This window comes from Pseudomonas sp. TH15 (assembly GCF_016651105.1).
Lineage (GTDB): Bacteria > Pseudomonadota > Gammaproteobacteria > Pseudomonadales > Pseudomonadaceae > Aquipseudomonas.
Genome location: NZ_JAEKEL010000001.1, coordinates 1,060,402 through 1,074,180, shown reverse-complemented (window position 1 = coordinate 1,074,180; position 13,779 = coordinate 1,060,402). Strand labels below are relative to the sequence as shown.

11 protein-coding genes are annotated in these 13,779 nt (G+C 59.5%); 9 read left to right on the top strand and 2 right to left on the bottom strand.

All coding sequences use genetic code 11. The features are described from left to right. The 4 genes from JFT87_RS04935 to JFT87_RS04920 all read left to right on the top strand — a co-directional run bounded on the left by JFT87_RS04935 (window position 1) and on the right by JFT87_RS04920 (window position 5,548). Window positions 1-879, top strand: coding sequence for an endonuclease/exonuclease/phosphatase family protein (locus JFT87_RS04935; RefSeq protein WP_201199334.1), 879 nt, complete (start codon window positions 1-3; stop codon window positions 877-879). Continuing rightward, window positions 876-2,975 carry a GGDEF domain-containing protein gene (locus JFT87_RS04930; protein ID WP_201199327.1) on the top strand — a complete coding sequence of 700 codons (2,100 nt, stop codon included), beginning with the start codon at window positions 876-878 and terminating at the stop codon, window positions 2,973-2,975. The genes JFT87_RS04935 and JFT87_RS04930 overlap by 4 nt, the downstream gene beginning before the upstream one ends. A gap of 103 nt (window positions 2,976-3,078) precedes the next feature. Next, a complete protein-coding gene (locus JFT87_RS04925; protein WP_201199324.1) occupies window positions 3,079-3,858 on the top strand; it encodes an N-acetylmuramoyl-L-alanine amidase in 780 nt (259 codons plus the stop codon). A gap of 76 nt (window positions 3,859-3,934) precedes the next feature. Beyond that, complete coding sequence (locus JFT87_RS04920) at window positions 3,935-5,548, top strand: EAL domain-containing protein (protein ID WP_201199322.1); 1,614 nt, start codon at window positions 3,935-3,937, stop codon at window positions 5,546-5,548. Window positions 5,549-5,557: 9 nt separating this feature from the next. Here the strand turns inward: JFT87_RS04920 and JFT87_RS04915 are convergent, their stop codons facing one another. Together JFT87_RS04915 and algB are read right to left on the bottom strand one after the other, a co-directional pair. Continuing rightward, window positions 5,558-7,348 (bottom strand): ATP-binding protein, encoded by a 1,791-nt coding sequence (locus JFT87_RS04915; RefSeq protein WP_201199320.1) that lies wholly within the window; start codon window positions 7,346-7,348, stop codon window positions 5,558-5,560. Between the two features lie 10 nt (window positions 7,349-7,358). Then, the gene (gene algB, locus JFT87_RS04910) at window positions 7,359-8,705 is read right to left on the bottom strand and encodes a sigma-54-dependent response regulator transcription factor AlgB (protein WP_201199311.1); all 1,347 of its coding nucleotides are present in this window, start codon (window positions 8,703-8,705) and stop codon (window positions 7,359-7,361) included. Window positions 8,706-9,130: 425 nt separating this feature from the next. Here algB and JFT87_RS04905 point away from each other — a divergent pair, with 425 nt between their 5' ends. From JFT87_RS04905 to JFT87_RS04885, 5 genes are all read left to right on the top strand, one after another. After that, a complete protein-coding gene (locus JFT87_RS04905) occupies window positions 9,131-9,415 on the top strand; it encodes a hypothetical protein (RefSeq protein ID WP_201199309.1) in 285 nt (94 codons plus the stop codon). A 73-nt stretch (window positions 9,416-9,488) separates the two neighbouring features. Continuing rightward, a complete protein-coding gene (locus JFT87_RS04900; RefSeq protein ID WP_008002172.1) occupies window positions 9,489-9,653 on the top strand; it encodes a DUF1328 domain-containing protein in 165 nt (54 codons plus the stop codon). Between the two features lie 2 nt (window positions 9,654-9,655). After that, window positions 9,656-10,123 (top strand): inhibitor of vertebrate lysozyme family protein, encoded by a 468-nt coding sequence (locus tag JFT87_RS04895; RefSeq protein WP_201199307.1) that lies wholly within the window; start codon window positions 9,656-9,658, stop codon window positions 10,121-10,123. A gap of 699 nt (window positions 10,124-10,822) precedes the next feature. Further along, complete coding sequence (gltP, locus tag JFT87_RS04890; protein ID WP_201199305.1) at window positions 10,823-12,154, top strand: glutamate/aspartate:proton symporter GltP; 1,332 nt, start codon at window positions 10,823-10,825, stop codon at window positions 12,152-12,154. A 233-nt stretch (window positions 12,155-12,387) separates the two neighbouring features. Beyond that, window positions 12,388-13,617: a nucleoside recognition domain-containing protein gene (locus JFT87_RS04885; RefSeq protein ID WP_201199303.1), complete on the top strand. Its 1,230-nt coding sequence runs from the start codon at window positions 12,388-12,390 to the stop codon at window positions 13,615-13,617. The last annotated feature ends 162 nt before the right edge of the window (window positions 13,618-13,779 follow it).

Sequence of the window (13,779 nt, the reverse complement as noted above, 5' to 3'; positions counted from 1 at the left end):
ATGCGCCGCTGGGGTACTGAACGCGTGGTTGGCCTGCATGAACCGCAGATCAACACGCATCACCTGGAATCGACGGGCCTGCCCGCAGACAGCCGTCTGCGCTTGCTCAGCTTCAATATCCAGGTGGGCATCAGTACTGAGCGCTATCGGCACTATCTGACCCGTGGCTGGCAACACCTGTTGCCGCACACCGGGCGTGCCGGCAATCTGCAAAAGATCGGCAATCTGCTCGGCGACTTCGATCTGGTCGCCTTGCAGGAAGCCGATGGCGGCAGCCTGCGATCAGGCTACGTCAATCAGGTCGAACACCTGGCCCAGCTCGGCGCCTTCCCTTACTGGTATCAACAACTCAATCGCAACCTCGGTCGCTTCGGCCAGCACAGCAATGGCGTGCTCAGCCGCCTGCGCCCATGGGCGATTGAAGACCATCCGCTACCGGGTCCAAAGGGCCGCGGGGCGATCCTGGTGCGTTTCGGCGAAGGTCCGGACGCATTGGTCGTCGTGATGATGCACCTGGCTCTCGGCGCCCGTGTACGCAGTCTGCAACTGGCCTATATCCGCGAGTTGATCGGCGGCTACAAACACCAGGTGCTGATGGGCGACATGAACACCCACGCCAGTGACTTGCTGCAAAACTCTCCGCTGCGCGACCTCGGCCTGCTGGCGCCGCAGCTGGAAGCGACGTTCCCCAGCTGGCGCCCGCAGCGCTGCCTGGACCATATTCTGCTTAGCCCGACCTTGACCCTTGAAAGGGTCGAAGTGCTGGCACAACCGATTTCCGATCACCTGCCGGTCGCGGTAGAGATTCGTCTGCCGGGTTCGCTCACGGCCGATGCATTGCCCGCGTTGAGTCCTGCCCCTCGCGGATCCCATGAATGAGCGACGAAGCACAACGCTGGAAAGAGAAGTACCTCAAAAGCATCGAACAACAGGAAAAGCTCGAACGTCGCTGGGACGCCCGGCTCGACTTGCTGCGACGCGGGCTGGTACGCAGCACTCTGGCGGCCGAGGGCACCGACCGCGCCGTTGACCTGTGCATGAAGGAAATGCGCGAAGTCGTGCGCACTGATGACATGGATGCCGGCCTTGCAGCGTTACTGCCTCGACTGGAAAAAGCCGTGCTCGACTCCGAGCAGCGCCGCGAAACCCGGGCTGATCAGGTCAGTGCTGCACTGAACGCGCTGGTCACGCAGCTCCAGGCATTGCCATTGCCTCGGGAAGTCAGCCGTCCCCTCAAGACCTTTGCCAAACAACTGGACGGGCGCGTCGGCCAGGCCCGAGAGATTCCTTTGTTGCTCAGCGAACTGAGCGGCTTGCAAGGCAAAGCCCTGAACCAGCTGGAGGCGCCGGCGGAGCCGGAGCGTCCGGGACTGTTGCAGCGTCTGTTTGGCAGTCGAGAAAACGAGGAAACGCCTGCCCCAGTAACGGAGGCCCCCGCGCCAGCGCCGATAGCGCCAACCGCGCAAGCCCCGGTTGCCACGGAGCCCGAACTGCAACCCTCGCCGCCGGCCCCCGTCGCGCTCACTGAGTCGGAGGTTACCGCGCCACCGATCAAGCAACCTGCGCCAGCGCTTGATACACCGACGCCACTCGCCGAGATCAAGCCGGAGCCGGACATGGTCGCCTTCGTGCCGCCCACGGTTGTCAGCGAAACGGCCAGCGCCCCCGCTGCAACGCCAGCACCATCCCTCGAGGCCGAACTCGAGCCGGTTTTCGCTCAAGCTGAAACTCAGCCCCGGGCTCATGTCCCGACGCCGATCACCACCGTCGCGATCAACCCCGACGAACTGATTCATCCCGGCGATCCGGCCCCGCTGATCCTCGACAGCCTGCCCTTACCTTTGGTCATGGCGCAGGCGCTGGCCGCGATTGATCCGGAGCACCCCGAGGAAGATATCCTCTATGCCCTGCCCGACTCACCGGAGCCGTCCTACAGCTCCGTCGCCACGCACATCGAAGAAACACTGCTGGGCCTGCTCGACGACTTGACGCTGCCGGAACGCCATCGCCCACAAGCCGAGGCAATGCGCAGTCGCCTGCAAAATGGTCTGAACTGGTACGAATTGCTGCCGATCCTCGACGATCTGGCCACCTTGATGCTGGCGATCACCGACAGCGGCCAGCACGAATTCGAAGCGTATTTGCAGCAGCTCAACGAGCGCCTCGAGTCATTTCAGAGCAACCTGCAAGCCGCCAGCGCCGGTCATGCCGATAACCGCTCCGCCGCACGGGAGATGGACACGCAGATCCGCGAACAAGTCGACGGTTTGCAAACGAGCATGCAGGACGCGGCCGACCTGGAAGACCTCAAACACGTACTGGAAAACCATCTCGAAGGTTTGCTGGGCACCATGGACCAGCATCAGAAGCAGCGAGACGAGCGCGAACAAGAAGTCGCGGCCCGTCTGCAAGGCCTGGCCGAACGGGTCGCACACATGGAGCAGGAAGCCCTCGGCTACCGCGAGCACCTTGAGGAGCAGCGTCAAAAAGCCCTGATCGACCCGCTGACCGGCCTGCCCAACCGCGCCGCCTGGAGCGAACGACTGGAACACGAGATAGGCGAGTGGCAGCAGCATGGCAATACGTTAATGCTGGCCATGCTCGATCTCGACCATTTCAAACGCATCAACGATAACTATGGGCACCTGGCCGGCGACAAAGTGCTGAAAATCATCGCGAGCGTACTGCGCAAACGCCTGCGCGGGTCGGACTTTATTGCTCGCTTTGGTGGTGAAGAGTTCGTCTTGATGATGCCCGCCACAGTACCGGCTGTCGGGGCAAAACTGCTGGAGAGCCTGCGCGCATCGATTGAAGCCTGCCCTTTTCACTTCAAGGGTGAGCGAGTGACCGTCACTATTTCGATGGGACTCACAGCGTTCAAGCCCGGCGAGCATAGCGACATGGTGCTTAAAAGAGCCGATCAGGCGCTATACCGGGCCAAAAACGCCGGGCGTAATCGTGTGGAGCTGGGCTAAAGCCCAGTTGTCTCATTTTGTTTAAAGCAGCCCTTTTGCCGTCGACAAGCAAAGCATTACGTTACACTGTTGCATTATCGTCTTTCGCGTACTGCCTTCTGCCATGAAATATATTGCCCTCGTTGTGTCGCTGCTATTGCTGGCCGGTTGTGCCAGCGGTCCTCGTTTCGACACCAGCCACCCTTCCGCCAATCACGACAGCCGCGTGCAGTTTGTGGTGGTGCACTACACCAACGCGTCGCTGGAGCGTTCGCTGCAATTATTGACCCATGGCGAAGTCAGCAGCCACTACTTGATCGGTGATGACAAGGGCGCGACCGTTTACAAACTGGTCGATGAAAACCTGCGCGCCTGGCACGCCGGGGAAAGTGAATGGCAAGGCCGGACGTGGTTGAACTCCAGCTCCATCGGCATCGAGATCGTCAATCCGGGCTTCCGCGACACGCCGACCGGTCGCGTCTGGTATCCGTACAGCGAAGCTCAGGTCCAGGCCTTGATCGTACTGCTCAAGGACATCAGCAAACGCAACGGCATCAGTCCCCGGCACATCATCGGCCATAGCGACATTGCCCCACTGCGTAAACTTGATCCGGGGCCGCTGTTCCCTTGGAAGCGTCTGGCCGCTGAAGGTCTGGGCATCTGGCCGAACGAGCAAGCCGTCGCGAGCCGCCAAGCACAGTTCGCGGCAGAACTGCCGAGCATCGGCTGGTTCCAGGAAGAGCTCGCGCGCCTGGGCTACGCGACGCCGCAGACCGGCGAACTGGATGTGGCCACCCGACATGTGCTGGCGGCCTTCCAGATGCATTTCCGCCCTTCGCGTTTCGACGGCATCCCGGACGCGCAAACCGCGGCCATGCTTTTGGTGCTTAATCAGACAAAATAATGACGCCCGCCCGACGGTCAGCCCTAAATCCAAATCAGCAGCTATAACTCATTGGTAATACTTCGGATATTCCATGATGCCTGCAGCGCGAGAGAGGTTGCGTAGTTGGTTCTATCGCCCTTGGTTTTTGGCGATGATGGCTGCTGTCCTGAGTGCAACACTGCTGATGGCCGCCAGTCTGTTTATGGCGATGCATCAAGTCGAGCAAGACGAAAGCCAGGAAATGAACGCACAGGGCGAGCGCTTCCTCGCTCGTCTGGAACAGCTGTTCGGACAACTGCGTGAAAGCCTCGATGATCTGGAAGCCCAGCCGTTGCGAACCTGCGACGACGAAATGATCGCCACCTTGCAGCAGATCAGCTTCAGCTACCGCTTCGTCTACGAAGCCGCTTATATGGACGCCACCCGGATCTGCTCCAACCGCCCCCGCCAAGAAGGGCTGTCGGTAGTACGACCGCCGGACATCAAAGGCCCAACCTACAATTATTGGCTCAATACCACCACCGAACCCGATGAAAACCGCGCGGCGCTGATGCTGGGTCGTGGCAATTTCCGGGTGGCGACCTCTCGCGGGCATTTGACCGACATGGTCGACCTCTCGCCCGGCAGCAGTCTGCTGGTGGTGCTCGATCATGGGACCCGGGCGATTCCGGTGCTGGGCGTCGAGCAGGCCTGGCCACCGACGGAACCCTGGCCACCGAAGAGCAGCGACGCGCTGCAAGTGACGCATAGCCGTTTGATTTACCGCATGCCCACCAACAATCCTGAGTACCAGTTGGTGCTGATCTCTCCACGCAGCGGCATGCATGTGCCTGCGGTCTGGTGGTGGCTAGTGCCAGCGAGTCTGGCGCTCGGTGCTTTCGTCGGTTTCCTGGTATTTTTGCTGGCGCGCCAGCGTCAATCGCTGGATGCCGAACTGCATGGCGCGATACGCCGTGGCGAGTTGCAGGTGTTGTATCAACCGATCTTCGATCTCGACAGCCGCCACTGCGTCGGCGCTGAAGCGCTGCTGCGCTGGCGACGACCGGACGGCACGCTGACCAGCCCCGATCTGTTTATCCCCATGGCGGAAAACACCGGGCAGATCCGCCAGATGACCGACTTCGTCTTGCAGCGCCTGCTTGAACAGTTGGGGCAACTGCTACGGGCCAATCCGCAGCTGTATATCTCGGTCAACCTCGCAGCTTGCGATGTCATGGTGCCGCGTATCGGCCAAGTGATGGCGCGCCTGCTGACCTTGCATCGGGTTGCAGCCAAGCAGATTGCCTTCGAAGTGACTGAGCGCGGGTTGATTGATGTGGTGGTAGCGCGGGAAAACCTGCAAGCCTTGCGTGATGTCGGGCATCAGGTGTTGATCGACGACTTCGGCACCGGCTATTGCAGCCTGGCCTATCTGCAAACCTTGCCGGTGGATTGCCTGAAAATCGACAAGGCCTTTATCGATGCCCTGGGCCATGACGCCGCCAGCAGCGGTGTCGCGCCGCACATCATTCACATGGCCCAGGCCCTGCAACTCAAGGTGATCGCCGAAGGCATCGAGCATGAAGCCCAAGCGGCGTTCCTGAGCAGCGAAGGCGTGAAGTTCGGTCAGGGCTGGCTGTTCGCCCATGCGCTGAGTGCCGTGCAGTTCATCGAGCTGATCACCCGTGGCCGCCGCCAGAGCAACCGACGGCTGGATGACGAAGCGTAAAAGCGGCTTTTATACCGCTAGAGCCATATAGAACTGCGTGCCCTGCCCCGGCCGCGAATAAACCCCCATCCGCCCGCCATGCAATTGCACGATTTCCTTGCACAACGCCAGGCCCAGCCCGGCACCGCCCTTTTTGCGACCGACCTGCACGAACGGCTCGAAGATCCGCCCTTGCTGGCCGTAGGCTATGCCTTCGCCATTATCCTCGACGCTGATGATCACCCGCTCGCCGTGGCGCCGGGCCTGCAAGCGGATCTGCCCGTCCTGGGCGGTATGGCGCAAGGCATTGTCGATCAGGTTATCGAGCACTCGATCCAGCTGCGCCTGATCTGCCTGCAAACGCGGCAATGGCCCCTGCACTTCCACCAGCAAGTCGATGCCCCTCTCAGCGGCCGACCCTGCAAAACGGCCCTGCGCCTGCTCCAGCAAGTCTTCGATGGAGCACGGCCCCAGCGTGAGCTTCTGCAAACCATTCTGGTAGCGGGAGAAGTTCAGCAGGTCGTTGATCAACTGCATCAAGCGCTGCATTTCTTCGTTCACGGTGTCGAGTAAGTCCGCTTCGCGTGAATCCTGCGGAAATTTCGCCCGCTCGCGAAACAGGCCGAACGCCATGTGCATGCCGGTGACCGGCGTGCGCAACTCGTGGGAGGCACGCAATACGAACTCACTGCGTACCCGTTCGAACGCCCGCTGCTCGGTGACGTCATGCAACACCATCACCGCGCCAAGGATATGCCCCTGGGTATGGCTGACCGGGGTCAGGCTGTAGGTCAACAGCCGCGACTCGCCATCGACTTCGACGCTCAGGTCTTCCGGCGCCCGCTCCAGCGTTCCGCCACGCAAGACCAATTGCAGTTGTTCATCCAGTTCGGGACGTTCGAGCGCCGCACCCAACCCCTGGCCAAGACGCTCGGTGTCCCAACCCAATTGCCGCTGCGCCACCGGGTTAAGGTGCTCCAGATGGCCCTGACGGTCGATCATCAGCAAACCATCATCGATGCTGTCGAGTACCGCCTGCAAACGTTGCTGGCCGGCCAGCAACTCGTCGACATTGGTCGCTTGGTGCTCACGCAAGGCCTCGGCCATGATCCCAAAGCGGCGCGTCAGCTGATTCATTTCCGCCGCCGAGGATAGCGGCAGCGTTACTTCGAAATTGCCCTGGCCAATGTTGTCCGCGGCCTTGGCCAGGGCTTCAATTGGCCCGCCGAAACGTCGGGCGATCGCGTGGGCCGTGATGAAACCGATGATTAATACCGCCAGCCCGACCAAACCGAGCAGGCCGGCGATCAGCAGCGCTCGATCACGGGCCTTTTGCTGGGTGTCATTGATATTGTCCAGTGCGCGCTTGTGTTCGGAGATCAAGCCATTGCGCAACGCGTTGAATTTTTCCGTGAGCGCTTCATTGCCATTCAGAACATGCGTCGGGTCGCGGGACTCGCTGTATGCCTGGAGAAAACTCAGGTAATCCGTCTTGGCTTGACTGAAACCGTACTGGGCGCCATCGCCCGATTGCTCATGGGCGATGCCTTCATCGAGCAATTGAAAGTAATGCTGCTTGGAGGCCTCGAATGCCGCTGGATCAGCGTTCTCGCTGAGCATGATGATCAGTTGGTCGCCCAACGTCTGCCGCAACTTAAGGCCCAAATCGAGAGTGATGAAGTTATTGCGGGCCAGCGCTTCTTGAGTTCCGGCCATCTGCATCACGCTGACCACCCCTAGCAGCAGCCCGAGCAACGCCACGGTGATCAGTGCGGAGATACTTAGAAAGAGCCGGGTCCGCAACTTCATCGCGAGTTTCATCGGATGTTGCTCACAGGTTGTACTGCTTGCGTTTGCGATACAGGGTCGAAGCATCGATGCCCAGCGTTTTGGCCGCCTGGTCCAGAGTTCCGGCCGTGGCCAGTACGGCGCCGATGTGGGCTTTTTCCAATTCATCCAGACTCAGCGCGGCGCCAACCCGTGGCGAGTTATTGGCCGGTTGCTCGGCCATGCCCAAGTGGCTGATCTCGACCCGCTCCTGTGGACAAATAATGCTCGCCCGCTCCACCACGTTGCGCAGCTCGCGAATGTTGCCCGGCCATCGATAGTTGAGCAGCGCTTCCCGGGCTTCATCGCTGAAACCCCGAGCCGGACGGGCGTATTCCTTGACGAAACGGGCCAGAAAGCGATCGGCCAGGGTCAGGATGTCTTCGCTACGTTCACGCAGCGGTGGCAGGTGCAAGGTGATGACGTTCAGGCGATAGAGCAAATCTTCACGAAAACGACCGTCGCGAACCATGTCCTCAAGGTTCAGGTTGGTGGCCGCGAGGATTCGCACATCGGCGCGTCGGGTCACCGGGTCGCCGACCCGCTCGTATTCTTTATCCTGGATAAATCTAAGCAACTTGGGTTGCAACGTCAGTGGAAAATCACCGATCTCGTCGAGAAACAGCGTGCCGCCATCGGCCTGGTTCACACGACCCAAGGTACTTTCGCTGGCGCCAGTAAACGCACCGCGGCTGTGACCGAAGAGTTCGCTTTCCATCAATTCGCCGGTCAAGGACGGGCAGTTGATGATCACGCAGGATTTCTTCTCGCGCTTGCTCCAGCCGTGGATCGCCCGGGCCAGCTCACCTTTACCGGTCCCGGACTCGCCGAGAATCAGGATATTGGCGTCGGTACCGGCCACTTGGCGGGCGGTCTCGAGCACCACCTTCATCGCCGGGCTATGGGAGTCGAGGCCATCCTTGGGTTTGCGCACTTCGCCTTCGAGGGCTTCCAGACGCGCAGAGAGTTGGCGCACTTCCAGTTGCTTGGCGGTGGCCAGGCGCAATTGATCCGGGCTACAAGGTTTGACCAGATAGTCGGCCGCGCCGGCCTGGATCGCATCGACTGCGGTATCGACCGCGGAATGGGCGGTGACAATCACAACCCGCATCCACGGTGCTTGAATGCGCATCTGTGCCAGCACATCGAGGCCGTTGTCCTCACCCAGACGCAGATCCAGGAAGCACAGATCAAACACCTGACGCTGCAACAACGCATCGGCCTGGGCGGCACTGTTGGCGGTGGCGACGGTATAGCCTTCGTCTTCAAGGCAGTAGCGGAAGGTACGCAGGATGGCGGACTCGTCGTCCACCAGCAGAATGCGGCCTTGATGCTCAGTGGCTGATTCCATTTTCCTACGCTCCTTAATGAATGATTTTGGTTAGTCCCGGACAAATCGGGCAAGTTGCATGGTTGATTCTGAACGAAGCCAGCCATAGGAAGGTAGCTCTCTCCTGCCATTACGGCCAATACGTTGATTTTGTTGGTTTTTTAAACAATCAGCGGTTTGCAGGGCTTTACCTGCGTACTTTTCTGACATCCGCGACCCGCTCTCAATTCCGTAAGAATCAAATCTGCTACGAAATAATCGTGCAATCCGCACGACCCTGTATGAGCCATCGTGCAGGATGCGTCGCGATCTATTTTTTACTAGCTCGTAAGTAATTGATTTTATTGAATATTTTTCAATCAAAAAACTGGCATGCAGGCTGCAATAGCTTATTCAGCCCGGGCAGATCAGAACTGCCCCAACCGAATAAGAGTGAGGAACCCAGGATGACTCGCCAACGTGCCGCCCAAGTGCGTATCTCGCCACTGCTCATCCAGCAAAGTCTGTTTGGCGTACTTGCGCTGTTGATCACCCTGATCGCGTGCCAGCAATACCTGCGCTGGGAAAACAGCCAGCAGCCAGAGCCGCTGATCTCGGTTCAGCACAACACGCAAACGCACTTCAGCGCCGTCAGCAGCAGCCAGGCAGAAAGCCTCTCGATGCGCATGGTGGACGTCGATCAGGCGCAGCCACTGGATCAACTGCCACGTGAAGAGCGCTGGGTCTTCTAATTGATTAAACGGATTCGGGCGCGACGCGCCGGAACACGCAACACCCCTAAATAGAGAAGTAAGGAGAATCACCATGTTGAGCTGGGCAATTACATTCTTGATCATTGCCATCATCGCCGCAGTGCTGGGCTTCGGTGGTATCGCGGGCACCGCCACGGGTATCGCCAAGATTCTCTTTGTCGTGTTCCTGGTGATGTTTGTTGCTTCGTTCTTCTTTGGCCGTCGCGGTCGAGGCTGAACATGAGCGTTTTGTTGAAGACACTGGCAGCCGCCCTGCTTCTGGGCGGTGGTGCCATGGCGATGGCCGCCAACAATGACGGTCAGGCGCGGGCCAACGAGTTGTTGAACTCGGACCCGCAGTACCGTGATACCTGGACGAAAGTCGTGAAAAAGGAAGAACGACTGCCGGAATGGGTGATGAACCTGTCCGGTGCTTCCGAGCAAATGAATGCCGTTGAAGAGAATGGCGGCAAGTATCTGGTCGGGCCACTGTGCGAAACACAGCAGACGTGCCTGAACAAACGCTTGATCGTGGCGTTCAGCTTCAACAAGAAGGACGCCTACGCGATGCTGGTCGAAGTGCCTGCGGGACTGCCCGCCGACAAGTCACCCACGCGACATGCCGACTACCGCTTCCTCGGGAAGCCGAACCAAGGCATGCAGGACCTGTTGATGGAACAACTCAAGAAAGATCCAAACTGGTACTGAGTTCGTAATATGAAAGGAGCAGCATCGCTTCTTTCCAGTGCGCCACCCGAGGAAGGCAGGCGCATGACCAAGGGGTCGGGACGTTCTGACTGTTACAGGGTCGGAGTGACCTACGGGCACATGGAGTGTCTGCGCAAGGGCCGGGTCAGGCAAAAGCTGCGACGCAAGTTCGCCGGCCCCGAGCGGCTCGACGGACTTGCGCAGAGCTTTCAACGTGCAAAACGTTGATCTAGAGCACTTCGCTCATTCCCTTCTGCTGCATATTCCCCGCAAAATCGTTTCGCGGTGTTTCTTATGACCGTATATCGAGAAACTTCCTACTTTTGGCATAAGCGATTTCTCCGTCAAACGTAGGCATTTTCCTAAGTTTCGACTGTAATCCACCTGCGCAAAAAACAACTAACCTGCTCTGAAATGGCCGGTTCACGGCACTTATGCCTGCCGAAATGTCGTATTCGAACCGCTTGGGACGCCAGTTTCATTTGAAAAAGCTCATGCCGATTCGGCATAGGGTAGGCGTTTACGGCATTAGACGTCGGTTCCTTGCATCGGAATAGTTGCGCCTTTTTTCGCCTGCCGAAGAGCTGTAATTACGCGCTTCGGGGCACCTTATACGGGGGCAGATGCACAGGACTTTTGCGCCATTGAGCGTTCCAGTTCGCGCATCTGCCCGAGTCAAACTGAAGTAAGGGTAATGATATGAAGAAGGCAAAGCTTAGCCTCGCCTGGCAGATCCTCATCGGTCTGGTATTGGGGATTGCAATCGGTGCGCTGCTCAACCATTTCAGTGCCGAAAAAGCCTGGTGGATCAGCAACGTCCTGCAACCTGCAGGCGATATCTTTATCCGTCTGATCAAGATGATCGTGATTCCGATCGTGATCTCTTCGCTGGTGGTGGGTATTGCCGGTGTGGGCGACGCGAAGAAACTCGGGCGCATCGGTCTGAAGACCATCCTCTACTTCGAAGTCGTCACCACCATCGCCATTCTGGTCGGCCTGGTATTGGCCAACGTGGTCCATCCGGGCACCGGCATCGACATGAGCACCCTGGGTACGGTGGATATTTCCAAGTACCAGGCGACTGCCGCCGAAGTTCAGCATGAACATGCGTTCATCGAAACCATCCTCAACCTGATCCCGTCAAACATCTTCGCGGCCATGGCCCGCGGCGAGATGCTGCCGATCATCTTCTTCTCCGTGTTGTTCGGTCTTGGTCTGTCGAGCCTGCAATCGGACCTGCGCGAGCCGCTGGTGAAGATGTTCCAGGGCGTGTCCGAGAGCATGTTCAAGGTCACTCACATGATCATGAACTACGCCCCTATTGGTGTTTTCGCTTTAATCGCGGTGACCGTGGCCAACTTCGGTTTCGCCTCCTTGCTGCCGCTGGCCAAACTGGTGTTGCTGGTTTACTTCGCCATTGCCTTCTTCGCCTTTGTGGTGCTGGGCCTGATTGCTCGCCTGTTCGGCTTCTCGGTGATCAGGCTGATGCGCATCTTCAAGGATGAGCTGGTGCTGGCTTACTCCACCGCCAGTTCCGAAACTGTGCTGCCGCGCGTGATCGAGAAGATGGAAGCCTACGGCGCGCCGAAAGCCATTTGCAGCTTTGTGGTGCCGACCGGTTACTCGTTCAACCTCGACGGTTCGACCCTGTACCAGAGCATCGCGGCCATCTTCATTGCCCAGCTCTACGGCATCGACCTGTCGATCAGCCAGCAATTGCTGCTGGTGCTGACCCTGATGGTCACCTCCAAAGGCATCGCCGGTGTACCGGGCGTGTCCTTTGTGGTGCTGCTGGCCACCCTGGGCAGCGTTGGCATTCCACTGGAAGGCCTGGCGTTCATCGCCGGTGTCGACCGCATCATGGACATGGCGCGTACCGCACTGAACGTGATCGGCAACGCCCTGGCCGTGCTGGTTATCTCCCGCTGGGAAGGCATGTACGACGACGCCAAGGGCGAACGCTACTGGAACTCCCTGCCGCACTGGCGCAGCAAGGAAAAACTGCCGGCTGGCGAGACTTCCAAAAACTAAGCAAAACCCTGTGGGAGCGAGCTTGCTCGCGATGACGGACTGACAGCTATCATTGTTGTCGACTGATACACCGCCATCGCGAGCAAGCTCGCTCCCACAGTGGATCGGGGCCAGCCCATGACATTGGGCTTAACGAGGCCTACGCCGTACTAAACAAACCCCGGAGAAATCCGGGGTTTGTCGTTTCTGGCGACCCCGCTATCATTCGCCGCATTCTTCGGGGGATTTAACTGATGCTCAATGGCCTGTGGCTTGGCTTCTTCATCGTGGCAGCCGTGTCGGCGCTGGCGCAGTGGCTGATCGGCGGCAACGCCGGGATCTTCGCGGCGATGGTGGAAAGTATCTTCGCCATGGCCAAGCTGTCGGTGGAGGTCATGGTCCTGTTGTTCGGGACGCTGACCCTGTGGCTGGGCTTTCTGCGGATCGCCGAAAAGGCCGGGATCGTCGACTGGCTGGCCAAGGCCCTCGGCCCGCTGTTCCTGCGTCTGATGCCGGAAGTCCCGCCCGGTCACCCGGCCATCGGCCTGATCACCCTCAATTTCGCCGCCAACGCCCTGGGCCTGGACAACGCCGCCACGCCAATCGGCCTGAAGGCCATGAAGGCGCTGCAAGAGCTCAACCCCAGCACCACCATCGCCAGCAACGCGCAGATCCTGTTCCTGGTGCTCAACGCTTCGTCCCTGACCCTGCTGCCAGTGACGATCTTCATGTACCGCGCCCAGCAAGGTGCGCCGGACCCGACGCTGGTGTTCCTGCCGATCTTGCTGGCCACCAGTTGCTCGACCATCGTCGGCTTCCTGTCGGTAGCGTTCATGCAGCGCCTGCGCATCTGGGACCCGGTGGTGCTCGCCTATCTGATTCCCGGTGCCTTGGCCCTTGGTGCCTTCATGGCGCTGCTGGCGACGCTCTCGGCGACCGCTCTGGCCGGCCTGTCATCGATCCTCGGCAACCTGACGCTGTTCGGCCTGATCATGCTGTTTCTGATCATTGGCGCGTTGCGCAAAGTGAAGGTCTACGAAGCGTTCGTCGAAGGCGCCAAAGAAGGCTTCGACGTGGCCAAGAACCTGCTGCCGTATCTGGTGGCGATGCTCTGTGCGGTGGGCGTGCTGCGAGCGTCCGGCGCCTTGGATTTCGGTCTGGACGGGATTCGGCATCTGGTGGCGTGGGCCGGTTGGGACACGCGCTTCGTCGATGCGTTGCCGACGGCGATGGTCAAACCGTTCTCCGGCAGCGCCGCCCGGGCGATGCTGATCGAAACCATGAAAACCTCCGGGGTGGACAGCTTCCCGGCGTTGGTAGCGGCGACCATTCAGGGCAGTACCGAAACCACGTTCTATGTGTTGGCGGTGTACTTCGGTGCGGTGGGGATTCAGCGGGCGCGGCACGCGGTGGGCTGTGCGTTGCTGGCAGAGTTTGCCGGGGTGGTCGGCGCGATCTTTGTTTGCTACTGGTTCTTCGGTTAACCACAACCCCCCTGTGGGAGCGGGCTTTTGTGGCGAGGGGGTTTACCCCCGTTCGGCTGCGCAGCAGTCGTAAATCCAAACGACCCGGTGGAGCCGAAAGAATGTAGGGGCCGCTTCGCGCCCCAACGGGGGCAAGCCCCCTCGCCACAGAGTCCGCAGGAC

Bases quoted from the DNA above. Each gene is read 5' to 3' on its own strand.
- JFT87_RS04935 (WP_201199334.1), top strand. From the start codon at position 1: ATGCGCCGCTGGGGTACTGAACGCGTGGTTGGCCTGCATGAACCGCAG.
- JFT87_RS04930 (WP_201199327.1), top strand. From the start codon at position 876: ATGAGCGACGAAGCACAACGCTGGAAAGAGAAGTACCTCAAAAGCATC.
- JFT87_RS04925 (WP_201199324.1), top strand. From the start codon at position 3,079: ATGAAATATATTGCCCTCGTTGTGTCGCTGCTATTGCTGGCCGGTTGT.
- JFT87_RS04920 (WP_201199322.1), top strand. From the start codon at position 3,935: ATGCCTGCAGCGCGAGAGAGGTTGCGTAGTTGGTTCTATCGCCCTTGG.
- JFT87_RS04915 (WP_201199320.1), bottom strand. From the start codon at position 7,348: ATGAAACTCGCGATGAAGTTGCGGACCCGGCTCTTTCTAAGTATCTCC.
- algB (WP_201199311.1), bottom strand. From the start codon at position 8,705: ATGGAATCAGCCACTGAGCATCAAGGCCGCATTCTGCTGGTGGACGAC.
- JFT87_RS04905 (WP_201199309.1), top strand. From the start codon at position 9,131: ATGACTCGCCAACGTGCCGCCCAAGTGCGTATCTCGCCACTGCTCATC.
- JFT87_RS04900 (WP_008002172.1), top strand. From the start codon at position 9,489: ATGTTGAGCTGGGCAATTACATTCTTGATCATTGCCATCATCGCCGCA.
- JFT87_RS04895 (WP_201199307.1), top strand. From the start codon at position 9,656: ATGAGCGTTTTGTTGAAGACACTGGCAGCCGCCCTGCTTCTGGGCGGT.
- gltP (WP_201199305.1), top strand. From the start codon at position 10,823: ATGAAGAAGGCAAAGCTTAGCCTCGCCTGGCAGATCCTCATCGGTCTG.
- JFT87_RS04885 (WP_201199303.1), top strand. From the start codon at position 12,388: ATGCTCAATGGCCTGTGGCTTGGCTTCTTCATCGTGGCAGCCGTGTCG.